The sequence below is a fragment of the Nostoc sp. C96 genome (genome assembly GCF_059384975.1).
The window spans coordinates 5319590-5344262 of record NZ_CM182020.1; the positions used below are offsets into that span (position 1 = coordinate 5319590).

Annotated in this window: 26 protein-coding genes; 12 read left to right on the plus strand and 14 right to left on the minus strand. The window is 41.5% G+C overall.

Annotated features, from left to right (window positions below):
* Positions 1-355: 355 nt before the first annotated feature.
* Together AC504W_RS22755 and AC504W_RS22760 are read right to left on the minus strand one after the other, a co-directional pair.
* On the minus strand, positions 356-2626 hold the full coding sequence (locus AC504W_RS22755; protein WP_494879431.1) for a transglycosylase domain-containing protein: 2271 nt from the start codon (positions 2624-2626) through the stop codon (positions 356-358).
* A gap of 261 nt (positions 2627-2887) precedes the next feature.
* Positions 2888-3262, minus strand: a complete 375-nt coding sequence (locus AC504W_RS22760) for a hypothetical protein (RefSeq protein WP_494874485.1) — start codon at positions 3260-3262, stop codon at positions 2888-2890.
* A gap of 264 nt (positions 3263-3526) precedes the next feature.
* On the opposite strand from AC504W_RS22760, the gene AC504W_RS22765 reads away from it, so the two are divergent.
* Positions 3527-3697, plus strand: coding sequence for a hypothetical protein (locus AC504W_RS22765; RefSeq protein ID WP_494874487.1), 171 nt, complete (start codon positions 3527-3529; stop codon positions 3695-3697).
* A gap of 853 nt (positions 3698-4550) precedes the next feature.
* Complete coding sequence (locus AC504W_RS22770; RefSeq protein WP_494874488.1) at positions 4551-5273, plus strand: hypothetical protein; 723 nt, start codon at positions 4551-4553, stop codon at positions 5271-5273.
* A 171-nt stretch (positions 5274-5444) separates the two neighbouring features.
* Here AC504W_RS22770 and ureC read toward each other — a convergent pair whose 3' ends face one another.
* Positions 5445-7151, minus strand: coding sequence for an urease subunit alpha (ureC, locus tag AC504W_RS22775; RefSeq protein WP_494874489.1), 1707 nt, complete (start codon positions 7149-7151; stop codon positions 5445-5447).
* Between the two features lie 79 nt (positions 7152-7230).
* Between ureC and AC504W_RS22780 the strand changes: the two genes are divergently transcribed.
* Positions 7231-7608, plus strand: a complete 378-nt coding sequence (locus AC504W_RS22780) for a GxxExxY protein (protein ID WP_494874490.1) — start codon at positions 7231-7233, stop codon at positions 7606-7608.
* A 41-nt stretch (positions 7609-7649) separates the two neighbouring features.
* Here AC504W_RS22780 and AC504W_RS22785 read toward each other — a convergent pair whose 3' ends face one another.
* From AC504W_RS22785 to AC504W_RS22810, 6 genes are all read right to left on the minus strand, one after another.
* Complete coding sequence (locus AC504W_RS22785) at positions 7650-7955, minus strand: urease subunit beta (protein WP_494874491.1); 306 nt, start codon at positions 7953-7955, stop codon at positions 7650-7652.
* Positions 7956-7965: 10 nt separating this feature from the next.
* A complete protein-coding gene (ureA, locus tag AC504W_RS22790) occupies positions 7966-8268 on the minus strand; it encodes an urease subunit gamma (RefSeq protein ID WP_494874492.1) in 303 nt (100 codons plus the stop codon).
* A 22-nt stretch (positions 8269-8290) separates the two neighbouring features.
* A complete protein-coding gene (locus AC504W_RS22795) occupies positions 8291-9142 on the minus strand; it encodes an urease accessory protein UreD (RefSeq protein WP_494874493.1) in 852 nt (283 codons plus the stop codon).
* Positions 9143-9590: 448 nt separating this feature from the next.
* A complete protein-coding gene (locus tag AC504W_RS22800; protein WP_494874494.1) occupies positions 9591-10463 on the minus strand; it encodes a hypothetical protein in 873 nt (290 codons plus the stop codon).
* A 355-nt stretch (positions 10464-10818) separates the two neighbouring features.
* On the minus strand, positions 10819-12099 hold the full coding sequence (locus AC504W_RS22805; RefSeq protein WP_494874495.1) for a vWA domain-containing protein: 1281 nt from the start codon (positions 12097-12099) through the stop codon (positions 10819-10821).
* Positions 12096-13352: a vWA domain-containing protein gene (locus AC504W_RS22810; RefSeq protein ID WP_494874496.1), complete on the minus strand. Its 1257-nt coding sequence runs from the start codon at positions 13350-13352 to the stop codon at positions 12096-12098. Before AC504W_RS22810 ends, AC504W_RS22805 begins: the two co-directional genes overlap by 4 nt.
* Positions 13353-13933: 581 nt before the next feature.
* On the opposite strand from AC504W_RS22810, the gene AC504W_RS22815 reads away from it, so the two are divergent.
* The 3 genes from AC504W_RS22815 (at position 13934) to AC504W_RS22825 (ending at position 16180) form a co-directional block, all read left to right on the plus strand.
* A complete protein-coding gene (locus AC504W_RS22815) occupies positions 13934-14596 on the plus strand; it encodes an ATP-dependent Clp protease proteolytic subunit (protein WP_494874497.1) in 663 nt (220 codons plus the stop codon).
* Between the two features lie 109 nt (positions 14597-14705).
* Positions 14706-15299, plus strand: a complete 594-nt coding sequence (locus tag AC504W_RS22820) for an ATP-dependent Clp protease proteolytic subunit (RefSeq protein WP_494874498.1) — start codon at positions 14706-14708, stop codon at positions 15297-15299.
* A 197-nt stretch (positions 15300-15496) separates the two neighbouring features.
* On the plus strand, positions 15497-16180 hold the full coding sequence (locus AC504W_RS22825; RefSeq protein WP_494874499.1) for a J domain-containing protein: 684 nt from the start codon (positions 15497-15499) through the stop codon (positions 16178-16180).
* A gap of 6 nt (positions 16181-16186) precedes the next feature.
* Here AC504W_RS22825 and AC504W_RS22830 read toward each other — a convergent pair whose 3' ends face one another.
* From AC504W_RS22830 to AC504W_RS22840, 3 genes are all read right to left on the minus strand, one after another.
* Positions 16187-16606 carry a GFA family protein gene (locus tag AC504W_RS22830; protein WP_494874500.1) on the minus strand — a complete coding sequence of 140 codons (420 nt, stop codon included), beginning with the start codon at positions 16604-16606 and terminating at the stop codon, positions 16187-16189.
* 86 nt (positions 16607-16692) lie between these two features.
* Positions 16693-17571 carry a tRNA pseudouridine(55) synthase TruB gene (gene truB, locus AC504W_RS22835; RefSeq protein WP_494874501.1) on the minus strand — a complete coding sequence of 293 codons (879 nt, stop codon included), beginning with the start codon at positions 17569-17571 and terminating at the stop codon, positions 16693-16695.
* A gap of 63 nt (positions 17572-17634) precedes the next feature.
* The gene (locus AC504W_RS22840; protein ID WP_096580249.1) at positions 17635-18234 is read right to left on the minus strand and encodes an MBL fold metallo-hydrolase; all 600 of its coding nucleotides are present in this window, start codon (positions 18232-18234) and stop codon (positions 17635-17637) included.
* A gap of 128 nt (positions 18235-18362) precedes the next feature.
* Here AC504W_RS22840 and AC504W_RS22845 point away from each other — a divergent pair, with 128 nt between their 5' ends.
* Positions 18363-18788, plus strand: coding sequence for an acyl-CoA thioesterase (locus tag AC504W_RS22845; RefSeq protein ID WP_494874502.1), 426 nt, complete (start codon positions 18363-18365; stop codon positions 18786-18788).
* 66 nt (positions 18789-18854) lie between these two features.
* Here the strand turns inward: AC504W_RS22845 and AC504W_RS22850 are convergent, their stop codons facing one another.
* Positions 18855-19493, minus strand: coding sequence for a glutathione S-transferase family protein (locus AC504W_RS22850; protein WP_494874503.1), 639 nt, complete (start codon positions 19491-19493; stop codon positions 18855-18857).
* Between the two features lie 213 nt (positions 19494-19706).
* On the opposite strand from AC504W_RS22850, the gene AC504W_RS22855 reads away from it, so the two are divergent.
* The 3 genes from AC504W_RS22855 (at position 19707) to gatC (ending at position 21438) form a co-directional block, all read left to right on the plus strand.
* Positions 19707-20408: an SOS response-associated peptidase gene (locus tag AC504W_RS22855; RefSeq protein WP_494874504.1), complete on the plus strand. Its 702-nt coding sequence runs from the start codon at positions 19707-19709 to the stop codon at positions 20406-20408.
* A 115-nt stretch (positions 20409-20523) separates the two neighbouring features.
* Entirely contained in the window at positions 20524-21045 is a 522-nt protein-coding gene (locus AC504W_RS22860; RefSeq protein WP_096580257.1) for a photosystem I assembly protein Ycf3, read from the plus strand.
* Positions 21046-21144: 99 nt separating this feature from the next.
* A complete protein-coding gene (gene gatC, locus AC504W_RS22865) occupies positions 21145-21438 on the plus strand; it encodes an Asp-tRNA(Asn)/Glu-tRNA(Gln) amidotransferase subunit GatC (protein ID WP_096580259.1) in 294 nt (97 codons plus the stop codon).
* Positions 21439-21601: 163 nt separating this feature from the next.
* Here gatC and AC504W_RS22870 read toward each other — a convergent pair whose 3' ends face one another.
* Positions 21602-22222 carry a CP12 domain-containing protein gene (locus AC504W_RS22870; protein ID WP_494874505.1) on the minus strand — a complete coding sequence of 207 codons (621 nt, stop codon included), beginning with the start codon at positions 22220-22222 and terminating at the stop codon, positions 21602-21604.
* Between the two features lie 451 nt (positions 22223-22673).
* On the opposite strand from AC504W_RS22870, the gene AC504W_RS22875 reads away from it, so the two are divergent.
* Both AC504W_RS22875 and AC504W_RS22880 read left to right on the plus strand, forming a co-directional pair.
* A complete protein-coding gene (locus AC504W_RS22875; RefSeq protein ID WP_494874506.1) occupies positions 22674-23819 on the plus strand; it encodes a hypothetical protein in 1146 nt (381 codons plus the stop codon).
* Positions 23820-23903: 84 nt separating this feature from the next.
* The gene (locus tag AC504W_RS22880; RefSeq protein WP_494874507.1) at positions 23904-24611 is read left to right on the plus strand and encodes a M15 family metallopeptidase; all 708 of its coding nucleotides are present in this window, start codon (positions 23904-23906) and stop codon (positions 24609-24611) included.
* Positions 24612-24673 lie beyond the last annotated feature (62 nt).

Below are 24673 nucleotides of genomic sequence, written 5' to 3' on the forward strand. Positions count from 1 at the left end.
TATTGCTTGATTTCAGCCCAAAAACACACCATAAAATTTATAACAGCAAAGTTTTGCTGTCATCAGCTTAGAAGCTCAATCTCAAAGTATAGTTTTGATTATTTCATTACTTTAAAAGTCTAGGATAATTTGTGTATACCCTATTCTTCCGAAACAAAATTTCATGATTTTCAGTATTTAATAATTTAATGTTGCTAATTTTAACTATTACAAACTGAAGCCTTAATGCTGGATTTTGTAAGGTCAGAGGAACTCAGTGAAAAGTATGAAGTGTGAAGTATGAAGTATGAAATTCTATCTTTTATCTTCTATCTTCTGGGTTTTGACCAATGACAAAGAACAAATAACAACTTACTTACCTGGCAATTCTACCCATATATCTTCCCCACAGTTGAGCCGCTTGGGCGCTGCTACCAGAAGTGGGGGAATTATTATCATTGCCTAACCAGACACCTGTCACCAGTCGGCGGCTAGGAATAAAGCCAATAAACCATAAATCCACGTTTTTATCAGTTGTGCCTGTTTTACCAGCTTCTCCTAAACCAATAGCTGCACTACGACCAGTACCTCTAGAAACTACTCCCCGCATTAAGGTAGTCATTTCATCGGCTACCTCTGTAGAGAGAACTCGCTTGTTAGCCTCGCGGTCTTGCTCAAAAGAATAGATGACACGGCAGCTTTTTAAATCTTTACGATCCTTACAATCACCACTGTCTAGAATTCGGCTAATAGCATGAGGTGGATTCCACACACCTTGATTGCCAATAGCGCCAAACGCCCCTGTCATTTCTAAAACATTGACCACACTTTGACCCAATACCAAACCAGGAACCGGATCAAGCTGTGACTTTACCCCCAACTTCTGCGCCATTGCTACAACTTTATTCAAACCGACTTCGCGGGCGACTCTAAGAGCAATGGGGTTTTCGGAAAGGGCGATACCTGTAGCAATATCTAAGCTGACATCTGCACCAGCACGACAAGGTTTATAAGTAAAACCCTGCCAAGGAAAAGGGGCGCAAGAATAAGTTTTATATGGGGAAATTCCTTGTTGAATGGCTGCGGTGTAGGCAAAGATTTTAAATGTAGAACCTGGTTGTCTTTTGGCTTGAACGGCACGATTGAATTGGCTTTTGCGATAGTCAGTACCGCCGACCATTGCCAAAATACTACCTGTTTTGGAGTCTAAGGTAACGATCGCTCCTTGGGAAAAACGAAAGTTTGAGCCATCATTATTCACAGAATTTTTTAATGAGGCTTCCGCTTGGGATTGAATTGATTGATCTAACTGAGTTTCAATGATGTAGTTTCCTTCTCTGGCTGCACCAGCCCCCAAGATTGATTCCAGTTCTTGAAAGACATAACTATAAAAATAGGGCGCGATCGTTTTGGCTTGCTGTTCGCAAACTTTAGGGCTGACTTGAACTGTGGAACGTCTCGCCCGGTTTGCATCTTCTTGGGAGATTTTGCCCATTTCCACCATCCGCTTGATTACGCGATTGCGGTAATCAGCCGCTTCTAGTTTATTGGGGCCATCGCCACAAAAATCAAAAGCATTGGGAGCAGGCAAAATTCCTACTAATGTAGCGGCTTCTGCGAGAGTTAATTCTTGCGCTGACTTTTCAAAATAAAACTGCGCTGCATCCTCAAAACCAGAAGTGTCTCCCCCCAAAAACACCCGATTTAAGTAAGTCAGCAAAATGTCATCTTTGCTATAAAACGTTTCTAGCTTGAGAGCTACAATTGCCTCACGCAATTTGCGGCCGAGGGAGTCTTGCGAACCAACATAATCGCGGAATAAACTGCGGGCGACTTGTTGGGTAACTGTACTGGCTCCTTGCTGTAAATCTCCACTGCGGCTATTAATTAACACCGCACGCAATATCCCCAAGGGGTCTACACCAACGTGCCAATAGTAACGACTATCTTCTGAGGCGACTACGGCGTTAGCTAAATAAGGGCCAAAATCTTGTAAGCGTTTCTTGTCTACGTGGGCTGTGGTGCGTGGTTCACGTAAGGGAGTTGAGCCATCACGAGCGTAAACGATGACTGGGGCGCGAGTTGCTGTGGGTAAAGGTCGAACAGAAAACTTCAGCCATTCCACACCAATCACTAATGCTAACAACGCAGTTGCACCACCAATGCCATAACCTGCCCAGGTTGCAGCTTTAAGATACCATGCTGGTGGGTCAACATATTGTAGTCGGACTGATGCAGCTAGTTCTGGCGGCCCTAAAGTGATAATATCGCCATGCCGCAGTTCTAAGGAAGGCAACCGCCGTTTCCCTAGATAAATACCATTGGTCGAGTTTTCATCTCGAATCACAAAAATGGGTTTGCGTTGGGTAGAGTCCCGCGACAAAGACAGATGAATTTGGCTGACAACTGGGTTACGAACAACTATATCGCAAGATTTAGAACTGCGTCCTAGGATATAGCGATCGCCTAACAATGGGTACACCTCCGCCTTATCCGCCCCTGCATCTTGTACCCAGAGTTCTGGTACTTTGGCGTTTGGCTTGAGCGCCAGCTTGGAAAAATCGACCCTAGCTTGAATTGTATGTACTGCTTGAGTCAGTTGACCAAGGATAGTTTGAGGCTTTTGGGGAGGTTGGGGGGAACTCATCGGCTATTTACATCACGATTATTTGGCAGTGAAGAATCGGCTAATGGCGATTTCCTGACAGATCTTTCACCATTTTACTCATAAGCCACAACAGAAGTTGGGGCAATTCCAGATCATTGCGCTTTTAACTAAACTTGTAAATTAGCAAAATATAGAGAGCATTGCTGATTGATTGAGGATGATTCTTGTAGGGTAAACATCTTGCCTACCCTATAAATACCCTAAAATGGTCATCCTCCAAGACTATTAAAACTATCTCAATTAGCTTGTTAGTGCAACCAACTTTCTGCGAGTAGGACGCTTGCGTTCTGATTTTTTCTTCAGTCCAACAGCTTGTGCTTCGTCACTGTCTGAACCGTACTGTCCGCGCACAACTTCTTTCATTGCTATCACAGCATTATGAAATTCCCATTCTGCCAATCGCGCTGCATCGGCAGCCGCACGGTACATAGTTAATTTTTCAGTTTCAACTTGTTGTGTAGTCAACATAGCCTGATAAGCTTGTTGTAAATTGGTCATAGTGGCATCAGCACGGCTCGTTTCGTAAGTGCTTATAGTTTGCAAACCATGTAATGATTCAATATCTTGATTAATTAATTGAGGACGCAAACGGCGGGTTGTATCTGGACTTGTCATAGTTACTTAAGTACTAAATTATATATTTAATGTACCCATTGCAACAAAAAAAACTAACAGTGTAATTAATAATGCAGCTTAAATGCTGATTAGCTTATTAACACGATGTGCGACTTATTCTCAAAACCCCTCTCCAAACCTCTCCCCGCAGCGGAGAGAGGCTTTGAGTATTACTCCCCTTCCCTAGTAGGAAAAGGGTTGGGGGTTAGGTTTGAAATAAAGTCGCACACGCGTTTATTAACAATGCAAGGCGTGGTATTAACAATGCAGGGCATAGCATTAACAATGCAGAGCGTGACATTAACAATGCAGGGCGTGGCATTAACAATGCAGGGCGTGGCATTAACAATACAAGGCGTGGCATTAACAATGCAGGATGTGGCATTAACAATGCAGGGTGTAGTATTAACAATGCACGTAGTGATTGCAGGGTAATCGCATCAAAAATCAAGCTGGCTGAGTTTGCTGGCATTAATGCGAATAGAATGTAAGTGCGATCGCCCAATACAATTTACTTAAACCTTAAACTCCGCGTAACTTTGCGCTTACCTCCGCGCCACTCTGCGTTTAAATCTTAATTACGAATTAAGTACTAATTTAAATTAAATATACATTCGTCATTGCGTTGGCGTTAGCCTTCCCGCTCGCGTAGCGTCTCCGTTAGAAGAAGGGTATTGAGCAAAGCGAAATGACAAATTTAATGACGAATTACGAATTACCTGTGCCATTCTTGCTGACAAATAGCCAAATTTTCACTAAACATAATTGTGTTGGAATGACTTCCCCCTAAACTCAGTTCCGCTTTTGAAGCGATCGCAAATGGTTAAAAATGAGACCTAGTGTTCGGTTGGGTTGAAGAATATAACTTTCAGCATTATTGGGAGAATGTTTCAGTAGCTCAAATAACAAAGGTAGAAATTGTGGCAATAGTTTGTAGAATATTGAGTCGCATCGCCTAAAACATTTTAATAATTTTATAGACAATATCTAAACAGCAATTAAATTTAATTGGTTGAGTTATCTGCATTACATTGATAAATTTCTGTTTTGTATTGTGCATCCTCTGATGTTATCAGGCATTTTCTGCTCATGACTAGATTTACTTGCGGAAATTTTTGTATTTATAACAACTAAGATAGTTGAGGTAAACCATTAAGCCTAATATTCTCTAGCATCTACAGCTAAATTCCACAGCATAAATAAACATCAGCTTTTAGGATGATTTTCTAAATTTAATTGTTTGGTTTAATAGGGCGAGTGTTCTGTTTCCGTTGAGGTTAATTTGATAATGAAGGGAAAATCTCTGTCGTTGATTGGTACAGCTTTGACTTTGGCTCTCAGTGCTAACGTTGCAGTTGCTCAATCCAGTAAATCCCAAATCGCCCAATCCAGTAGCACCCCCACTAGTTCAACAACGGAAATTCAACTGTCACCAGAAGGGTTGAAAATTCTGTGTGAACGTTTCCCTTTAAATTCCCGTTGTCCCAACGGTCAACCACTCACCCCAACTTCCTCTGGTACTACTACCGTACCTGAAACACAGCCTTCTGGAAGTACAACAACCCCAGACAGCACAAGTACACCTGGGTCAACTCCCGACAGTACCACAGTACCTGCTGAACCTACTACTCCTGGTACCACAACAGCACCAGATACCACCAATCCTACCAATACAACTCCAGCCCCAGGCGGCACAACAGTACCAGATTCCACAACTCCTGGTAGCACAACTCCAAATCAAATTACACCAGCACCAGATTCTACAACTCCTGGTAGTGTAACTCCCGCACCAGATTCCACAACTCCTGGTAGTGTGACACCAGCGCCAGATTCCACAACTCCTGGTAGTGTAACTCCTGCACCAGATTCCACAACTCCTGGTAGCACAACTCCAAATCAAATTACACCAGCGCCAAATTCCACAACTCCTGGTAGTGTAACTCCCGCACCAGATTCTAGCGGTGTACCTGACAATAGCATTAAACCAGGCTCCGCATCTCCTTCCAAGTAAAAGTATCAAATTTGGTTGGAAAAAACTTCTGTGATATAGCGTCTAGTTTAATACTCATTGTGAACGCTGAGATTGTAATTAGACGAATATGATATGACAGGTAGTTAAAAACTAGTGGGATTGATCAATGAGAAGAGAGAAGGCGATCGCTTTCTCTCTTCTCATCTAAAATCAAAATAAAAAGTAACGCTGTGCCATTGGTAAAACTGTTGCAGGTTCACAAGTTAGCAATTCTCCATCGGCTCTCACTTCGTAAGTTTCAGGATCTACTTCTATTTGCGGTAACACATCATTTAGCTTTAAGTCACCTTTACTCAACTGACGTGTTCCAGTAACAGCAACAGCTGGTTTTTGTAATTGTAACTGACTAGGAATTTCTCTTTCTAAAGCCGCTTGGGAAACAAAAGTTAAGGATGTAGCATGTCTAGCACCAGCAAAACTGCCAAACATCGGCCGTGTATGTACTGGTTGCGGTGTGGGAATACTGGCGTTAGCATCACCCATTTGCGCCCAAGCAATCATTCCACCTTTAATTACTATCTCTGGTTTGACACCAAAAAACGCAGGTCGCCACAAGCATAAGTCTGCAAGTTTCCCTGCTTCTACAGAACCGACAAAATCGGCAATACCGTGAGTAATTGCTGGGTTAATAGTGTACTTAGCAACATATCTTTTTGCTCGTAAATTGTCAGCTTGACTGTCCCCTTCCAGACTTCCCCGTTGTACCTTCATTTTATGGGCTGTTTGCCATGTGCGAATTATCACTTCACCTACCCGTCCCATTGCTTGGGAGTCAGAAGAAATCATACTAAACGCGCCTAAGTCATGCAGAATATCTTCAGCGGCGATGGTTTCTCGACGTATCCGAGACTCTGCAAAGGCGACATCTTCGGGAATTGCTGGGTCGAGGTGATGACATACCATCAACATATCTAGATGTTCGTCTAAAGTGTTGAGGGTATAGGGGCGGGTAGGATTGGTAGAAGATGGGAGAACATTGGCTTGACCGCAGACTTTAATAATATCTGGTGCGTGTCCACCACCTGCACCTTCCGTGTGGTATGTGTGAATGGTGCGGTTTTTAAAGGCGGCGATAGTATCTTCCACAAATCCAGCTTCGTTGAGAGTATCGGTGTGAATAGCTACTTGCACATCGTATTCATCAGCCACACTCAAACAAGTATCAATCGCAGCGGGTGTCGTCCCCCAGTCTTCATGTAGTTTTAAACCCATTGCACCTGCTTGGACTTGTTCTGCTAGTGCTTGGGGTTGACTAGCATTACCTTTACCCAGAAAACCTAAGTTGACAGGAAAAGCATCAGCAGCTTGTAACATCCGGTAAATGTTCCAAGGGCCGGGGGTGCAAGTGGTGGCGTTGGTTCCCGTAGCAGGGCCAGTTCCGCCACCAATCATGGTTGTGATTCCAGAGGCGATCGCTACTTCAATTTGTTGAGGACAGATAAAATGTATATGGCTATCAATCCCGCCAGCAGTGAGAATCATTCCTTCTCCAGCTAAAGCTTCGGTTCCAGGGCCAATAATAATATCTACGTTGTCTTGAATATAAGGATTACCCGCTTTCCCAATTTTAAATATTTTGCCATCTTTAATACCGATGTCTGCTTTGACTACTCCCCACCAATCGAGAATCAACGCATTAGTAATAACTAAATCTACAGCGCCATCGGCATTAGAAATGGGGGATTGTCCCATGCCATCACGAATAACTTTACCACCGCCAAATTTCACTTCATCACCGTAGGTAGTAAAGTCTTGTTCTACTTCGATAAATAATTCTGTATCAGCTAGGCGGATGCGATCGCCTACTGTCGGGCCGTAGGTTTCTGCGTAGGCTTGACGAGAGATTCTGTAAGGCATATTACATTTCTGGAGAGTGAGGTTAGGATTGAGTTTAAACGCAAAGGGGCGCAGAGGTATACGCAGAGGTGCGCGGAGTATGGATGAGAATGATTTGAGTGGAATGATTATTGGGTGTGGAATGAGGGTACATACGGCGTTGGAGCCTGGGTTGTTGGAGTCTGCTTATGAGGAGTGTTTGCATTATGAATTGAAGCAGCAGGGATTTAGGGTTGGTAGACAAGTTCCATTACCTCTTGTGTATAAGGAGGTGGAATTAGATTGTGTTTATCGATTGGATTTAATAGTAGAAAATAAAGTAATTATTGAGATTAAAGCAGTAGAATCTATCAAACCAATTTACTCAGCACAACTGCTAACTTACCTAAAACTCACTCATTGTAAACTCGGTCTTCTCCTCAACTTTAACGTCCTCCACCTCAAAGAAGGCATCAAACGCGTCGCCAACAAACTCTAACTCCGCGCACCTTTGCGTTTACCTCAGCGCCACTCTGCGTTTTACAGGTTCCCGTTGATTCTGCCATTAAACCCATATACTTGGCGAGAACCAACCAAAGGAACTAATGTAACTTCCTTTTCATCCCCAGGTTCAAAGCGAACTGCTGTCCCTGCGGGAATATCTAGACGCATCCCCCGCGCTTGTTCTCTATCAAAATTTAAAGCATTATTAACTTCATAAAAGTGAAAATGTGAACCAACTTGAATAGGGCGATCGCCTGTATTTGCAACTAACAATTTAATAATAGGACGACCCGCATTTAATTCTATTTCCCCTGTGGCTGGAATAATTTCCCCTGGAATCATAATATTTAAATTAACGAATTGGATTATGCACTGTAACTAACTTAGTACCATCAGGAAAAGTTGCTTCTACTTGGACTTCATGCACCATTTCTGATACACCTTCCATCACCTCATCTCTTGTTAATAAAGTTGTGCCGTAACTCATCAATTCTGCAACAGTATGTCCATCTCTTGCACCTTCTAAAATCGCAGCAGAAATGTACGCCACTGCTTCGGGATAATTTAGTTTCAAACCTCTTTCTTTTCGTCTCTCCGCTAATAAAGCAGCAGTAAAAATTAATAATTTATCTTTTTCCTGCGGCGTAAGTTGCATCTTTGCATCCTTTGTAGTTCGTTTAAATCTGCCAAACTCTTGGTATACAGATATTACGACTCAAAAAAGATGTTCGTAATATCTGCCAAACAGCCGTAAACCAGTTTCTCACTTCTGATGTGGAAGCGCCGCGATATCTACACAAAAGTCCATGTTCTAGTTGTGTCACGCCTGTTGAGTGCTGAGTAAGGGAGTGGGGGGTGAAGGAAGAACGTGCTTTTTCAACAATTTCTGGCGGGACTGGATGACCAAGCCAAAGCAAGCTACCGACAATTGGCTGTCCAAATAAACCATGTGGACTGTGAAAGATTTCTGCGCTACCTGGTAAAAATTGACGGTCTATCCATAATGGAACACCTTGTTGCCAAATTTCCGTATGCGATCGCCATTTTCCTTGTAAAAATTTCTCTCCTCTAGCACTACGACCACAGCGAGTAATTTCCCACCCTAAAAAACTGGCTCCAGTGGCTAATTCTACTCGTAAGTCTTGGCGATAATCTGCACCGTTAAATAAAATTGTTTCTTGCGGTAATAATTCTAAACAAGCACCCGCATCAATTTGGATATCGATAGTTTGTCTAGCTTGCAAGCCATTACTACGATAGATTTTACTGGCTGCGGCTGTAGTAATTAAAGCTTGGGCGTTCGGTTGGAGGTGAAAATGAGATGATAAGCAATCGCCGCTCACAACTCCCCCGGCTGTATGTAAAATAACGCTATGACAGACTTTTTCCCCTTCTGGGTAAAACGGTCGTTGCACTTTTAGCGGTGCTTGATGATGATTGTAAATTAGTTGGGTGGTATTTAGGCGATCGGCGTAGACTAAGTTGAGTTTGCCATGCCAAGCCACTGCTGTTTGTAGGTTATCAATCATTATTAATAAAATAAGTGATTGGTAATACTAAAACATACTCCTCAGCAATTTTAAATAATTTGTGACAGAAAAACCCCGCAAGATGAAATTTATGTTTTATCTTCTTCTTGTCATCAAAAATTTGATTTGCTGAATTTATTTAGCTTGGCTATTAGTGCTATCTGCTCAATCTCGCATAATTGAACCTAATCTTTGCCTACATTGTTATTTGTGATTACTTCAGAATACGGCATCAGAGCATTCTACCTGCTGCAATAATTTGCCGATATTCTTCAATTTCTAGTTTATTAATAAGCTAAATAGCTTTCTTCTTTTACCTCACCAAGAAGAAAATAACTATCAGCAAATGTTTTATTTGTGCAGAAATTAAGTTTGATTTGAAGTTGCAATGTTTTGCATAGTCGCACTCACACACTTCATCAGCTTTGTAAATAATATTCCCAGCAGTTTATTTGCTTGCTACCTTGCTAGAAACATTCATATTCTGCCAAAAATGAAAGTCTTTATTCATCTGTGCTGACCAGGTTTTCTCCTGAATCATCGGCATAGTAACTAGCATCTTCTCTACATTTTTGTTTTGGCAAGTTGTTGGGAGTTTGACATCTGCCAAGTTAACACAGGAGTCATCTGGTACAAAAGCTATATGAGTTGTTAGCTTTAGTTCTCTGGTTAAAGCATCTGATATTGGTTCAGTATGAACCTCGTTCATCCCTAAGTAAGCGATGTTCTGTAAATCTTCCATCGTCCGCAACATACTAATAGCGTTGTAATTAGTGCTGACAAGAGTACCGCGTCTGACATATTGAGAATTAGGTTGATAACGCCGATTTTGCTCTGGTAAATGTGGGATTTTTTTTGGTTGGTGTTCTCCAGATATAGGAGTACTTGCTTGAGATGGAATACTGACAACCATCATTGCACTTTCATGCTGGCTACTCACAAAAACTTTATCAGCAGCCATTGAATTTTTGTCATATTTACTAATAGTAAAACCAACGATCGCTTCTTCCATTGCTTCGGTCATAGAATCTGCTACCTGGAATAATCCACCATCATAGTTAGGAAAAGTAGCGGTTGGATGAGTATTTTGACTTATGCTCATCAAGGGAGCATTTGCTTCATATTGGTTGCTCTTGAAAAGATGTAACTTAGTAGGTGCTAAAGGTGCAAAACTAGACCCTATTGATGTGTATATAAATGCACTACCTTGTAAGTCACCTACTGGCTCTGTATTGAGAGCGCTTGCAGATTGTATGTTTGCACTCAAGGTAGTTGCAAGTACAAGTCCTAGTAAATAGCGTTGACGTTTGTTTATTAGCATGGAATCTTCCTATACCCTATAAATATGCTTTGTCAGATTTCCTTTATTATTATTTAACTTTTTGGTTAAGATAAGAGTAAAGACTGGTTATTTTTGCTTTTTATACAATATAGGTATTCTCTGAGTAAATTTTTGTAAAATAATCTCTGAGCAAAGATTATTTTTTAGGAGGTAAGCTTTGCTGATGTAATATGGCGTAACAATCTAAAAAGCTTAGGAGATAAGCTTTTTATCCCTCTTGTCACTAAACATAACAACATTTATTCACAGAATTATTAAAAATAGCTTAAAAATGTCAGACAAATTTCAAAAGTAAATTATGTCTGACAAAATTAGGTACTTTATACACTAATCCTTAATTTTGTAAAGTTGTTTTGGATACAATTCGCGTCTTTTTCAGTTCGGACGAAGAGAGTTGTTCACCAGATTGCAGACGAGTTGCGGATGTTTGCAGAACATTGGCTGCATTTGTATCACCAATTTGTAAAGCAGTTTTAGCCGCGGTTTGTAACATTGTTGCAGCCCCAGCGCGATCGCCCTGTTGTAATTTCATCTCTGCTAACTGAGTTTGGCGATATTTGGCTAATGTCAAAATTGACTGCTGTACCTGGGGATTGAAGTCAGGTTGATATGTTCTGACGACGTTGGCAGATATCATTACATTAGAGGAGAGTAAGCCTTCTTGATTTAATGCTGGGTCATCGTAACGAATTTGCATCTGTCCAATTACTTGTTCTGCTTCTGGTAATCGCCCTAAATAAAGATTCACCAAAACTACACGTTCTACATCCTGCATTAAATCGCCTAAACGCACAGCAAAGCCGCCATCAGCTTCTAGCTGCACTGGTAACTCAATTGTGTCTGGAGAAACTTGGGCGATGGGTTTGAGTTCTGCAAGTCGGACATGCGGTACAAGTGAAAACTGCAAATAAGCATTTGTTAGCCCTATTGATCTAATCCGACTAAACAAACGGCTAAATTGTTCGACAACTTGTTCGGGATGCTCAATGTAAGCCAAATTCCCACCGCCAGCATCAGCAATTTTTTCAAGTAAATCTTGGTTCCAGTTATTGCCAAATCCCAGAGTGTTGATGGTGAGATTGATTTTAGCTGCCTTTTGCGCCAGTTCTAAACATCGCTTATTATCATCTGTACCGATTTCCCATTTCCACAGCCGCAAACTGCTTTCACCATGTCCATCAGTGAGGAGAAAAGCCTGGGAAACAGCGCCTTTAGCACCTTGCATCAGTTCTGTGATTCCCAACTGCAAACCTTCTGCAATGGCTGTCCCACCACTGGCGCTGAGTTTGCTTTTTAACAGCAATTTAATCGTGCTGGGGTCTTGAATTACTTGATTGGGTACAATCACTTCCGCAGAACCAGAAAAAGCCACAATCGAGATGCGATCGCCAGGCTGTAATCTATCTAATAATTGCTCTACTGCTGTAATGACAGTTTGCATGGGTTTGCCGTGCATCGAACCGCTTTTATCCAAAATTAGGCATAAATTTAGCGGTAAACGCTCCTCAAACTGATCTGCGATTGCAGAAATCGAAATTGCTAATTGACGTTGACTGCTAACTTGATTCATGTCAACGTTACGATCATTGAGCGAATAGAGCAATTGAACTTTCATTGCGGTGGGATATCTTGCAACACAGTTTTGGAGACAATGCGAGTTTTCTTGCGATCGCTTTCGCTTAAATCTCCTCCCGATTGTAATTGGGTGGCAGAAGTTTGCAATACTGTAGCTGCACCTGTATCTCCCATTTGCAAAGCAGTTTTAGCAGCAGTTTGCAGCATAGTTGCAGCCCCAGCGCGATCGCCTTGTTGCAATTTTGCTTCTGCAAGTTGGGTTTGACGATACTTAGCTAAAGCCAAAATAGATTGCTGCACCTGGGGATTAATATTTGGTTGGTAAGCCCTGGTAACATTTCCGTACACGGGGAGATTGGTAGTAAATAACCCAGTTTGATTTTGAGCAGGGTCATCGTAGCGAATTTGGACATTAGCGATCGCTTGTTTACCTTCAGGTAACTGTCCCAGATAAATATTAGCTAAAATTACTCGTTCTACGTCTTTCATTAAATCGCCCAAGCGGATAGCAAAGCGCCCATCAGTTTCTTGTTGCAGGGGAAGTTCGATGGTATCTGGGTAAACTTGGGCAACAGGCTTGAGTTCTGCTAATCGAACATTAGGCATTAAAGAAAATAACAGATAAGCATTGGTCAAGCCGACAGTTTGTAGACGGCTGAATAAACGCCCAAACTCATTAATGGCTTGATCGGGTTTTTGAATATAAGATAAAGTCCCTAAACCAGCATCAGCAATTCTTTCTAAAACATCTTGGTTCCAATTGTCACCAAAGCCCAAAGTATTCAAAGTCAAGTTATAACCAGCAGCTAACTGAGCAAATTTAAAGCAGCGATTATTGTCACCGTGTTCATTTTCCCCATCAGTCAACAAAAAAGCTTGAGAAATTCTGTCTTTTTTACCTTTAGCTAACTCCTCAATTGCCAAACGCAAACCCTCATCAATTGCCGTTCCACCATCAGCAGATAAGCGGTTAATTTGCTTTTTGATTTGTTCTGGGTCTTCCACAGACTGGTTTTCGATCAAAACCGTTGCTCGGTGATCGAAGACTACCACACTCAGGCGATCGCTGGGTTTAAGTCTGTCAACCAACAAATTAGCGGCTTTTTTCACAGTTTCCAGAGGTCTACCATTCATCGAACCGCTATGGTCGAGAATTAAACATAAATTAATCGGTAGATTGCGGTCTTGAGTATCTGCGATCGCAGATACAGAAACAGACAACTGACGTTGACTACTGGTTTGATTCGCATCAACATTCACATCATTCAGGGTAGGCTGCAAGTTGACCTTCATAACCCAAAATTCCTAATTCAGGATATATACATAAATTTAGAATCCAGCACTCAAAAGCCAGAAGACAGAATTTAGAAAAAATTCCAGATCATTGGTCAGTTGAGCATTGACCCTCTGAATTTTAGATTTTAAATTTTTGATTGTAGATTGAGGTTTTTTGGTTCATGCCCTGCCCCTGGCGATGCCCTGAGCTTGTCGATGGGTGGGCGGAATAAATCTAAAATCTCCAAGCCCCTTACCCTGGCGATGCCTTGAGCTTGTCGAAGGGTAGTTGGGGTCAATCTAAAATCTAAAGTCCAAAATCTAAAATTGATTGACTGTTCTCACTATTGTGACTCCTGACTGCTGACTCCTGAATCCCGAATTCTCACCATATTAATAAATAACTTCAAATCGTCAGAGCAGCGCTACGGAAAACTGATCCCGCGCAGATAGATTAATATATTCACAATATCTTAGAAGCATAGCTTGAGCAGATGGCAGCTATTTCGCCCATTAGCGAGGAAACCGCACCTGACTCTAGCTGGCATCGCGCTAGGATGTATTACAGTTAACGGCATAATTTCAGGCGATCAGTTGCTATGGACATTTCCCCCATCAAGGCTGTTCAAGCCCAATACTACGGCGATAACTTCTACCGGACACCGCCGCCAGATTTACCCTCCCTTCTTTTAAAAGAGCGAATTGTCTATCTGGGAATGCCACTGGTACCTGCTGTCACAGAATTAATCGTCGCTCAACTATTGTATTTGCAGTCAGACGATCCCGATAAGCCTATTAAAATCTATATCAACTCCACCGGCACTTCCGGTTATAGTGGCGACCCCGTTGGCTTTGAAACTGAAGCCTTCGCCATTTTTGACACCATGAAATACATTAAGCCACCCATCCACACTATTTGTATAGGTTCGGCAATGGGTATGGCAGCAATGCTACTTAGTGCTGGTACCAAAGGTTGCCGCGCCAGCTTACCCAACGCTAGTATTATCCTGCACCAGCCCAAGAGCTACGCCCAAGGTCAAGCTACGGATATTCAAATTCGGGCGAAGGAAGTTCTGGCAAACAAGGCATCATTGGTGGAAATTTTGACTCGTACCACTGGACAGACGGGCGAAAGAATCACCAAAGACATGGATCGTCTCTTCTATATGAACGCCTACCAAGCTAAGGAATACGGTTTAATTGACCGGGTGTTTGAAAAAGAAGAACTCGCTAATCCACCACTGCCCGCTAGTGTCCTTTAAGAAGGCAGAAGGCAGAAGGCAGAAGGCAGGAGGCAGGAGGTAAAAAAAATTAAATTTCCTGTTTCCTCTTCCTTTAAATAATTACTCAATCACAAACGGAGTCAAAAAAATGCCCATAGGCGTTCCTAAAGTTCCTTACCGGATGCCCGGAGGTCAGTATACAGATTGGATTAGCATCTACGATCGCCTGTACCGGGAACGGATTATTTTCTTGGGGCGTGATGTTGATGATGAAATTGCTAACCAAATCATCGCCGTCATGCTGTATCTGGATTCGGAAGACCCAGGTAAAGATATTTATCTGTATATCAATTCTCCGGGTGGGATGGTCACATCGGGTTTGGCAATTTATGATACGATGCAACACATCAAATCTGATGTTGTCACCATTTGCGTTGGTCTAGCTGCGTCAATGGGTTCTTTCTTGTTAACTGCTGGTACTAAAGGCAAGCGGTTGGCATTACCCCATTCTCGGATTATGATTCACCAACCTTCTGGTGGAACCCGTGGACAAGCCACCGACATCGAAATCGAAGCCAGAGAAATTCTGCGGATTCGCCATCAACTCAATAACATCTACTCTCAAAATACTGGTCAACCCTTGGCCAAGATTGAGAAAGACATGGATCGTGACTTCTTTATGTCCGCCCAAGAAGCTAAAGAATACGGATTGATTGACCGTGTGATTGAAGAGCGAATCTAGAACGAAGTCAAAAGGTAGAAGGCAAAAGTCAAAAGAAATTAAGTGTTCTGAAATCTTTTGCTTTTTTACTTTTACCTTTTGACTTTCCCAAAACTGTCTAGTTTGAACTATAAATTAGAAAATTATTGTTTATCATTAAAACCTTATGCTCAAAGCAGAAGGCTGATAGCTGTATATTAGATAGCTGATATCTCGAAATGGATCTAGGAGATTGCTACCGTTTATTGGGTTTAAGGTCGGGAGCCTCTTTTGCGGAAATCAAAACGTCTTACAGACGGCTGGCGCAGCAATATCATCCCGATATCAACCCTGATGACAAAAAAGCTAAAGATAAGTTTATTGCCTTGACAGAAGCTTATAGGCTGCTCTTAACGGTAGTACCGCCAGAGGAAACAGTCGAACAGCCATCAAGTCAGTCTTTCACGCCTAGGCGCGAGGAACCAAAAGCAACGCCTAAAAGTACAGTCGTCACTGAAACCTTCGTTTCTAGGCGCGAAGAACCAAAGGCGACTCGTCAAGAAACTGCGCCCAAAACTACAGTCACCACGGAAAAACCACAGTCACCGCCAGCGAATATTGGAGAAATTGAACAACGGTTGAAGTGGAAGACTTATGAGCAATTACAAAGATTTTTAAAAGCCAAAAGATTTCCCCAAGCGATCGCCCTCGCGGAAGCCTTAGCTGACCGTTTACCCAAAGATGCAGAAGTACGCCAATGGTTAGCGATCGCTTATCAAATTTGGGGACGAGCGTTAATTAACGATAATCAAGTCCTCAAAGCCAGAATTTATCTCAAAAAAGCCCTAAAAACTGACCCCCATAACAAAGCTTTGTGGAATGAAGTGCAACGCGATTTCCAAAAAATAGAAGAGGCTTTTTGAAATTTGTTATGGACGAAACTGAGCAAAAAACTCTTCTCCAGTCATATTGTTTGTTTCATTGGCAAAGTCATAATAAGCAGGCTTTTCATCAGTAAATATTTGATGATCGAAAATAAAATCTTTTGGCTGCTCAAATATGCCAACAGGGATAAAATACTCACTTGTTTCTTTCAATCTACAAAATAGGTGAGTGCCACATTGATTGCAAAAGCCGCGTTCCAGCCATTGGGAAGAACCAAATACCGTGATATTTTCTTGACCTTCAAAAGAAACATCACTTCCGCACTCTACTACTAATAAGGGGCCACCTCCCCATCTTCTACATATTTGGCAATGACATCCGCCAATGTTTTTATTCACTGTTGAGACAAAAATTTTAACTGCTCCACACAAGCAATTTCCTTTCCCTTGATGTTTATCTGACATATTGCTCTCCAGTCTCGTGAGATGAAATACACTTAAACACTAGCTGATTATTTTAGAACACCAAGCTTAATTGAGAAATTAAGAAATTAAGAAATGGGTTCAAATACCATTTGAGGAATTAATATTTCATCTTGTGATTGTCCAATTCCTAAAAATCGCGTTTCATCTTCATATACGCGCACAAGCCCAGAAATATGAGAATTAATCGCAACTTTCTGCCCTTGACACCATTTGCGGGCGAGTTCTAGAGGTAAACTCACAGTGGGTAAATGTTGTAAGGCGACATCAGGAAGAATTGCTTGAAATGTCCCAGCTTGCAACTGTGCTTCTAAATCAGTTAGAGAGAGACTATTACTTAAATCAAAACCACTGCTTTGGGTACGTGTTAAAGCGGAGAGAGTTCCACCAGTGTTAAAGACTGCGCCTAAATCACGAGCGATCGCTCTAATATATGTACCACTACCACAGGCGATCGCTACATCTAATTCAGGAAAATCTCCTTCTCGCCAATCTAAAATATTTATCTGAAAAACTTCAACGGTGCGTGCTGGAACTTCGACAGTTTCACCTTGACGCGCCAAATCATACAAACGTTTTCCTTCAACTTGAATTGCACTATAAATTGGCGGTATTTGTTCAATCTTCCCAACAAATTGTGTGAGTGCAGTTTCGATTTCAGCCAAACTCAAATTAGTACAAGGTTGTGAAGTGATAATTTCACCTTGCAAATCATCAGTTGTGGTACGCACACCAAAACGAATAGTCGCTTTGTAAGCTTTGTCTCCTGGGAGATACTGCAATAATCTTGTGGCTTTACCCAGCGCAATTGGTAATACCCCAGTCGCAGCGGGATCTAAAGTTCCCGCGTGTCCTACCCGTTTGAGGCGCAGAAGTTTGCGTACCCGCGCTACACAGTCGTGAGAAGTCCAATCAAATGGTTTGTTTAAGTTAAGAAAACCTTGCACAATAATATTTTTTGATGCTTCCTATCGGGTTACTTTTGACAGAATTTTGTCCCAACCGACATATCATAATGTGGCTGCTAATTCTTTTAAACGCAGGTGTCCATCTCGAAACACCGACCAGCCATCTCCCACTAAGACTGTTTCCACATTACTCAATTGTGCCAGCCTGTGTACAGAAGCGATCGCCGCTTGTGGATCAAGTAATTTTTCTTTTGCCAAAATAGTTAAAGTCCCCGCTTTATGCGCTCGGATTAAATCCCCTGTAATTAAGGTAGTATCTTCGAGCAACAGTGCTAGTTCGCCGGGAGTTTTGGAACCTTGGAGTTCCATCGTCTTTAACCCAGGGACAAACTCATCACCATCAGACAACCAGCGATCGCACGTTATGGGGAAATACTCTTTTTCTGCTGCTGGGCCTGCCACTTTAGCATAAGTTTGCAGCGCAATTTCTTTTGCAGCCCGAATATGTTCAGAGTTTGTCAGTATAATCCAATCCACACCACCGAGCGATTCCAGGTGATTCCAGTCGTGGTTTGATAGAGCTACTGGGTCAATCAAGATATTGCCATCTGGACGAATCCAGGCAATCCCATTGAAATCAATATTTCTTGCAGGATTGAAAGTAGACCAGCCATATAAATCGGGACGGTGTAGAGATTTCATAACGATTCTGGTTCTATACCTTCAATAAAATCGTAAATTAAGAGAGTTGCATCAATAATGTATCAGTAATTTTCCCTATAATCCAAATTGCCATTTTCTTTTAACCCCACTTACATCCAATTATTTTCATGCAATTATTCAAGACTTTACTCCGTGTCCGGCACTATGAAATGGATGCTTTGGGACATGTGAATAATGCCGTCTATCAAAACTATTTAGAACAGGCGGCTATTGAACACTCAGAACATCTCGGTGCAACTTTGGAGGTTTACCGAGAGTTGGGTGGTGTATTTGTGATGCGACGGGTAGAAATTGACTATCTCCGGCCAGCAGTAGCTGGTGATACTCTAGAAGTTACCACCTGGTTAAAAGAAATGCGTGGTACCCGTGCTTTTCGACGCTACGAAATTCGTAAACATAACGAAGATGATTTATTAGTCACGGCTGAAGCATTATGGGTGTGGGTAGATGCCAAAACTATGCGTCCGCGACCAATACCTAACAGGCTTTCCGACAAGTTTTTGCCAACTCAAAACTTGAGTACAACTGAATAATTCTGAATTTAGGATTGTCCATTTTCAAGATTTACTTAATAAATAATCTCTAAAATAAACATTTATTTAGCAAAATTCAGCTTCTTGAGGCATTGGCTCATGTGTAATGCTGATATATCGAGGTTGAGCTTTAACGCGTCCGATCCATCTTTGAATAGCTGGAAATCTGGATAAATCAAAACCACCTTCATCGGCTACATGGGTATAAGCGAATAAAGCAATATCAGCAATAGTATAGCGATCGCCAACAAAATACAGATGAGATTGCAGATGATTTTCCATCACACTTAATGCTGCATAACCCGGTTCTTGCTTTTGTGCTAAAGCAGCCTGATATTCTTCAGCTTTGCCTAAAATGGAAATCCAAAATCTTGATGTGGCAATATACGGTTCATGGCTATATTGTTCAAAAAATAACCATTGCAAAACCTGTGCTTTTAAAAAGCGATCGTAAGGTAAAAATTCTGTGTATTCACTGAGATAAGCCAATATGGCATTTGATTCTGTTAAGTATTTCCCTGGTTCAACTTCCAAAACGGGTATCTTGCCATTAGGATTCTTACTTAAGAATTCAGGTGTCCGACTTTCTCCCTTCAAGATATTCACCTCGATTCTTTCATAGGGAATACCCATTTGTGATAATAAAAGACGTATCTTATAACCATTACCAGAGGGTAAAAAATCGTACAAACGTAGCGTTTCCATGCCAAAAAAATGATGAAGAGTATTAAGAGAAATGAGGCTCTAAAATACAATATCTTACAAAATGTTTCGACTTGAACAGGATAATTATTCCCCTTTTAAACATCTTCATGAAAACTAGATTTATCTGAAAAAATAAAAAACAAATTATTGATTATTTCTAGAATTTATCAAGCTTTCAATGTTTAATTTAATTCCCAGGGGTAAATTAAAAATATGTGTGGAAGATTTACTTTAAATCAGTCAGCCGATGCTCTCAGCAAGGCTTTCCATCTCCAACAAATTCCAGATTTAGCGGCTCAATATAACATTGCACCTACACAAATGGTGCCAACAGTGCTACATAACCCCACCAGTAAACAAGATGAATTTCAACAGTTACGTTGGGGTTTGATTCCGGGCTGGGCAAAAGATGCAAAAATGGGAGTAAAGCTAATTAACGCCAGAGCCGAAACAGTGGCAGAAAAACCAGCTTTTCGCGCAGCTTTTAAGCGCCGACGTTGTTTGGTAATAGCTGATGGCTTTTATGAGTGGCAAAAGCAACAAGGTAAAAAACAGCCCTATTATTTTCGCCTGCAAGATAGCCAACCCTTTGCTTTTGCGGGATTATGGGAGATGTGGCACTCACCTGAAGGAGAAGAAATTGCCTCTTGCACCATTGTGACAACAACAGCTAACGAATTGCTAACACCCATCCATGACAGGATGCCAGTCATTTTGGCTCCAGAAGATTACGATTTGTGGCTAGATACGCAAGTACAAACACCAGAAAAACTTCAGCCACTACTAGATCCCTATCCCGCTGAAGCAATGACAGCTTACCCAGTAAGCAATTTGGTCAATAAGCCCCAGCACAACAGTCCAGAATGTATTATCCCCCTTGGTGAAGAGAATACCCCCCCAAATCAGTTAAATTAACTATTGAGTGCTGATGGCACCCAAGCCAGAATTAATATCAGAAGTATTTGTCTGGGGTTAATCAATTCCCAAAAGCATCTTTTGAGTTAGTAGCTGTACAACCATAGAGGCAGTTATGCCAAGAACACAGAAAAACGATAACTTTATTGACAAATCTTTTACTGTAATGGCGGATATCATTCTCAAGATTCTGCCAACTAACAGAAAAGCTAAAGAAGCATTTGTTTATTACCGAGATGGTATGTCGGCACAAGCTGAAGGGGAATATGCCGAAGCTTTAGAATATTATGAAGAAGCCCTAACACTAGAAGAAGACTCCAACGATCGCAGTTATATTTTCTATAACATGGGGCTAATTTACGCCAGTAACGGCGATCATGATAAAGCTTTAGAACTTTATCACAAAGCAATTGAAATCAACCCACGCATACCCCAAGCCTTGAATAACATCGCCGTAATTTATCATTACCAAGGCGAAAAAGCTAAAGAAGCTGGAGATCATGACGGTGGTGAAGCCCTATTTGACCAAGCCGCAGATTATTGGATTAGAGCCATTCGTATGGCTCCCAATAACTATATTGAAGCTCAAAACTGGCTGAAAACCACTGGGCGGATGCAAATTGACGTATTCTTTTAGTCAATGGTCAATAGTCAATTGTTAATCATGTGATCAGCAAAAACTTTTGACTTTTGACTTTTGACTTTTGACTTTTGACTTTTGACTTTTGACTAAACCATGATTGACCGTGAACAAGTTCATAAAGTAGCTCTTCTCGCTCGGTTAGACTTGACACCAGCAGAAGAAGAGCAATTCACTACTCAGCTAGGAAGTATTTTGAATTATGTGGAACAGCTGGGTGAGTTAGATGTTAGTGATGTGCTACCAACTACACGAGCGATTGATGTCAGCAATGTGACGCGAGAGGATGAGTTAAAACCTTATCCTGACCGAGACGCTATCCTCAACAGTGCGCCTGAAGAAGAACGCGAATATTTCAAAGTTCCTAAAATCCTCAACAGTGAAGAGTAGGAAATTTAAAGGCAAAAGGTAAAAGGTAAAAGTAAAAAGAAAATATAATTTTGCCTTTTTACTTTTTACCCTTCGGGTGACGCTCCTGCGTCGCTAACGCTGCGCTAACACCACTTGCTTTATGCCGGGAAACCCGTCCATCGCAGTGGCTCACTTTTTACTTCTAAGGTTTATAATTCCGGCATTCTGGCGCATTGGGATTTTCCCGACAGTATTCTTCAAAAGAACCTTTAGCCGAAACCATACCTTCCGCTTTTTGATGGGCGGCTTCTGCTTGTAGTTCTTCCACTTCATCCCAAGCAGCCGCACAGGCTTTAGAATAAGCGCCATACTGAGTACAAATGGCACGGGCTGCTTCAACCGCTTTTTGAATTTTTTCCTCTAGCCTCAGTGTTGTTGGGGCTTCTACAAAATTACTCTTAGTTAAAATATCGGTAATCGAGATAATGCCTAACAATTTACTTTGAATGACTGGCGCTCTGCGAATACCAGTATTGGCAAATAACCGCGCTACATATTCCACACTTAATTCAGGATTGACGACAATGCAGGGTTTACTCATAATTTCATAAACCCGCACGAGCTTGGGGTCTTTACCGTAAGCTATTACCTTATAAACAATATCTGTTTCGCTGACCATACCATAGGCATCATTGTCATAGCGACGATCCACAACCAAAGCACGCAAGTTTTTGTCTTTCATCAGGCGAACTGCTTCAGCGACAGTTGCTGACCCGCGAATGGTAATCACATCCTTGGTCATGATATCTTCAGCTTTCATCATTGCTGTAGTCTCCTGGTAAATAGCAGGGGGTCAAGGGAGGCTGACAGGTGTAGGGGTATTAGGGTGTAAGGGTGTAGGAGTAGAAGAAATGACGATTCTTGCGGTGGTTTTATAGTTATTACTCATTTCCTTGTCATCTATTCACTACTCCCTACTTTCGACTTTCTACTCCCTACTCCCTAACCCCTTCTTTTGGAAAATTACCCAGCCATAACAATAAATTAGTGCAGATTTCAGTTCATGATGTTATCGAAAGTGACCGAAGCTTAAAATATAGGCAGAATCATTTTGTAGAAGTATGAAGTGCGTAGTGTAAAGTATGAAATTTTATACTTGAGTCTTCATTATTTATCCGTGATCAGGCTAGGATGATCACAGCACTACCCAATTTGTATTTGCTGTAAGTTTGCACCCAGGTATACCATTTGCCAGTAAAATCTGAGACTCAGCCATGTCAAATCGTCATTATCCACCCGCTTACCTACGTTATCTCAAAGCCAGGTTATGGAATTTTAGCAAGCCGGCTTTTTGGGGAACAGCAATTTTTTTATCAGTGTTAGGGCTAGTAATTAGAGAATATTGGTCTAACCCAAACGCGTTTACCAGCAAACAAAACAGCGAAGTCAAAACCCAGAAAGCTGATAACTCTTCACTGTCAGCAGAAGATAAAGCGATCGCAGCAGATATTGATAACTTACCAGTTCTGTATAATGATGCTGAAAAAGCAACTAACCCTACAATCGTGAGTTCCCCTACAGATAACTCTAAATCGAAAAAGGGTAAGGATTTCTTACAAGATGTAATTAATAAACAAAAATCTGCTAAAGAGACTAAATTAAATCCTAGTTTAGGATTCAGTGATGGTACATCTGTATCTGACGGTAAAAATCCTTTTGTCGCCCAAACCGAAAATCTATTGCAGTTTGGCGCACAAAATAGCAGCCAGTTACTAAATTCGTCATCTCAACCACCAGGTTCAGCCGCAAACCCTTATGCTACACAAATTGGCATAAATCAGACTCCAAATAATCCATACAACTCAATTAACTCTTCACCCACGATACTTGCACCCTCGGCTACCCAAGTATCACCATCTAACATCAATAGTGCGACTTCCACTCCTAACAATACTTTTGGGCAAACTTCATATCCCGGAGTTCCCCAAAATTTATCTAACATCAATAGCACGACTACAAATTACAACAATAATTTTGGTAAAACTACCTCTAACTCGGTTCCTCAAGGTTTACCTACTAGTAGTCAGAATTATCTGCCTAATACCAGTTTCAATAGCAGTACTGGTTATACCCAGCCCAGTGTAACCAGCCAACCAACAAACTATTATAACGGTGTAAATACTGTCCAGCCGTTGACCAATCAATTACCATCAATAAATACAACACAACCTGTTAGTTCATCTGTGCCAACTAACACTACATCTTACTCTGCGCCCAATTCCTCTGCATACGTTGTGACACCGGCTGCGCCAGCAAGTTATCAAAACAATCGCTATTTTAGAGGTATTCAACTACCATCAAATACTTCAGTTCCAGGACAGACTACAGGTGGAGTACAGGGAAATCCTTATGGTTATTAATGTCCTCACCAAATTGGAATAAATAGTATGATTTAAGATTCTGGAAAGTCAACCAAAATCTTAAATCTAAAATCCAAAATTGGTATGAGACCTTATCACCATATCTCTATTGTTGAATGCGGTGAAACTCTGGTAGAGATTCCTTTGCAACTGTTTGCGGTAGAGTCTCCCCATCCTTATGCAAAACTGGGCGCTATTTATGGGGAATATTCGCCTTATTATCTCCGCCAAAGTGTTGTGGAAAATTTAATTCAAGCCCAAAATTACTTAGAGTTACTGCGTCCTCATTGGCGGATTCAAATTTTTGACGGCTATCGCCCGGTGACTGTACAGCAGTTTATGGTAGATTACAGCTTTGCGACAGCATTAACAGAGAGGGGACTGATAGAAGCAGAATTATCACCAAATCAACGTCAAGAAATTTGGGAAGTTGTGTACCAAATTTGGGCTGTACCTAGTATGAATGAAAAAACGCCACCGCCTCATAGTACAGGGGCTGCGGTGGATGTGACGTTAGTTGATGATGCAGGCCAAGTAGTGAATATGGGTTCGCCTATAGATGAATTGTCAGAGCGATCGCATCCCGATTATTATGCCAATCATCACCATCCAGATGCCAAACAATATCATGCCCACCGTCAGCTATTAAATGATGTCATGTTAAAAGCTGGCTTTCAACGTAACCCTAGAGAGTGGTGGCATTTTTGTTTCGGTGATCAAATGTGGGCTTGGCTAAACAATCAAGGGAATCCAGCTAATAATTTTACAGCCCGTTATGGTCGAATTTTATAAGGATAGGAATCATAGCAATTGCAAAAATGATTGCAATCGATAAATTGCACATACCCACAGGC

Excerpts from the sequence above, each read along its gene's own strand:
- AC504W_RS22755 (WP_494879431.1), bottom strand. The coding sequence starts at position 2,626 with ATGAGTTCCCCCCAACCTCCCCAAAAGCCTCAAACTATCCTTGGTCAA.
- AC504W_RS22760 (WP_494874485.1), bottom strand. The coding sequence starts at position 3,262 with ATGACAAGTCCAGATACAACCCGCCGTTTGCGTCCTCAATTAATTAAT.
- AC504W_RS22765 (WP_494874487.1), top strand. The coding sequence starts at position 3,527 with ATGCAGGGCATAGCATTAACAATGCAGAGCGTGACATTAACAATGCAG.
- AC504W_RS22770 (WP_494874488.1), top strand. The coding sequence starts at position 4,551 with ATGAAGGGAAAATCTCTGTCGTTGATTGGTACAGCTTTGACTTTGGCT.
- ureC (WP_494874489.1), bottom strand. The coding sequence starts at position 7,151 with ATGCCTTACAGAATCTCTCGTCAAGCCTACGCAGAAACCTACGGCCCG.
- AC504W_RS22780 (WP_494874490.1), top strand. The coding sequence starts at position 7,231 with ATGGATGAGAATGATTTGAGTGGAATGATTATTGGGTGTGGAATGAGG.
- AC504W_RS22785 (WP_494874491.1), bottom strand. The coding sequence starts at position 7,955 with ATGATTCCAGGGGAAATTATTCCAGCCACAGGGGAAATAGAATTAAAT.
- ureA (WP_494874492.1), bottom strand. The coding sequence starts at position 8,268 with ATGCAACTTACGCCGCAGGAAAAAGATAAATTATTAATTTTTACTGCT.
- AC504W_RS22795 (WP_494874493.1), bottom strand. The coding sequence starts at position 9,142 with ATGATTGATAACCTACAAACAGCAGTGGCTTGGCATGGCAAACTCAAC.
- AC504W_RS22800 (WP_494874494.1), bottom strand. The coding sequence starts at position 10,463 with ATGCTAATAAACAAACGTCAACGCTATTTACTAGGACTTGTACTTGCA.
- AC504W_RS22805 (WP_494874495.1), bottom strand. The coding sequence starts at position 12,099 with ATGAAAGTTCAATTGCTCTATTCGCTCAATGATCGTAACGTTGACATG.
- AC504W_RS22810 (WP_494874496.1), bottom strand. The coding sequence starts at position 13,352 with ATGAAGGTCAACTTGCAGCCTACCCTGAATGATGTGAATGTTGATGCG.
- AC504W_RS22815 (WP_494874497.1), top strand. The coding sequence starts at position 13,934 with ATGGACATTTCCCCCATCAAGGCTGTTCAAGCCCAATACTACGGCGAT.
- AC504W_RS22820 (WP_494874498.1), top strand. The coding sequence starts at position 14,706 with ATGCCCATAGGCGTTCCTAAAGTTCCTTACCGGATGCCCGGAGGTCAG.
- AC504W_RS22825 (WP_494874499.1), top strand. The coding sequence starts at position 15,497 with ATGGATCTAGGAGATTGCTACCGTTTATTGGGTTTAAGGTCGGGAGCC.
- AC504W_RS22830 (WP_494874500.1), bottom strand. The coding sequence starts at position 16,606 with ATGTCAGATAAACATCAAGGGAAAGGAAATTGCTTGTGTGGAGCAGTT.
- AC504W_RS22840 (WP_096580249.1), bottom strand. The coding sequence starts at position 18,234 with ATGAAATCTCTACACCGTCCCGATTTATATGGCTGGTCTACTTTCAAT.
- AC504W_RS22845 (WP_494874502.1), top strand. The coding sequence starts at position 18,363 with ATGCAATTATTCAAGACTTTACTCCGTGTCCGGCACTATGAAATGGAT.
- AC504W_RS22850 (WP_494874503.1), bottom strand. The coding sequence starts at position 19,493 with ATGGAAACGCTACGTTTGTACGATTTTTTACCCTCTGGTAATGGTTAT.
- AC504W_RS22855 (WP_494874504.1), top strand. The coding sequence starts at position 19,707 with ATGTGTGGAAGATTTACTTTAAATCAGTCAGCCGATGCTCTCAGCAAG.
- AC504W_RS22860 (WP_096580257.1), top strand. The coding sequence starts at position 20,524 with ATGCCAAGAACACAGAAAAACGATAACTTTATTGACAAATCTTTTACT.
- gatC (WP_096580259.1), top strand. The coding sequence starts at position 21,145 with ATGATTGACCGTGAACAAGTTCATAAAGTAGCTCTTCTCGCTCGGTTA.
- AC504W_RS22870 (WP_494874505.1), bottom strand. The coding sequence starts at position 22,222 with ATGATGAAAGCTGAAGATATCATGACCAAGGATGTGATTACCATTCGC.
- AC504W_RS22875 (WP_494874506.1), top strand. The coding sequence starts at position 22,674 with ATGTCAAATCGTCATTATCCACCCGCTTACCTACGTTATCTCAAAGCC.
- AC504W_RS22880 (WP_494874507.1), top strand. The coding sequence starts at position 23,904 with ATGAGACCTTATCACCATATCTCTATTGTTGAATGCGGTGAAACTCTG.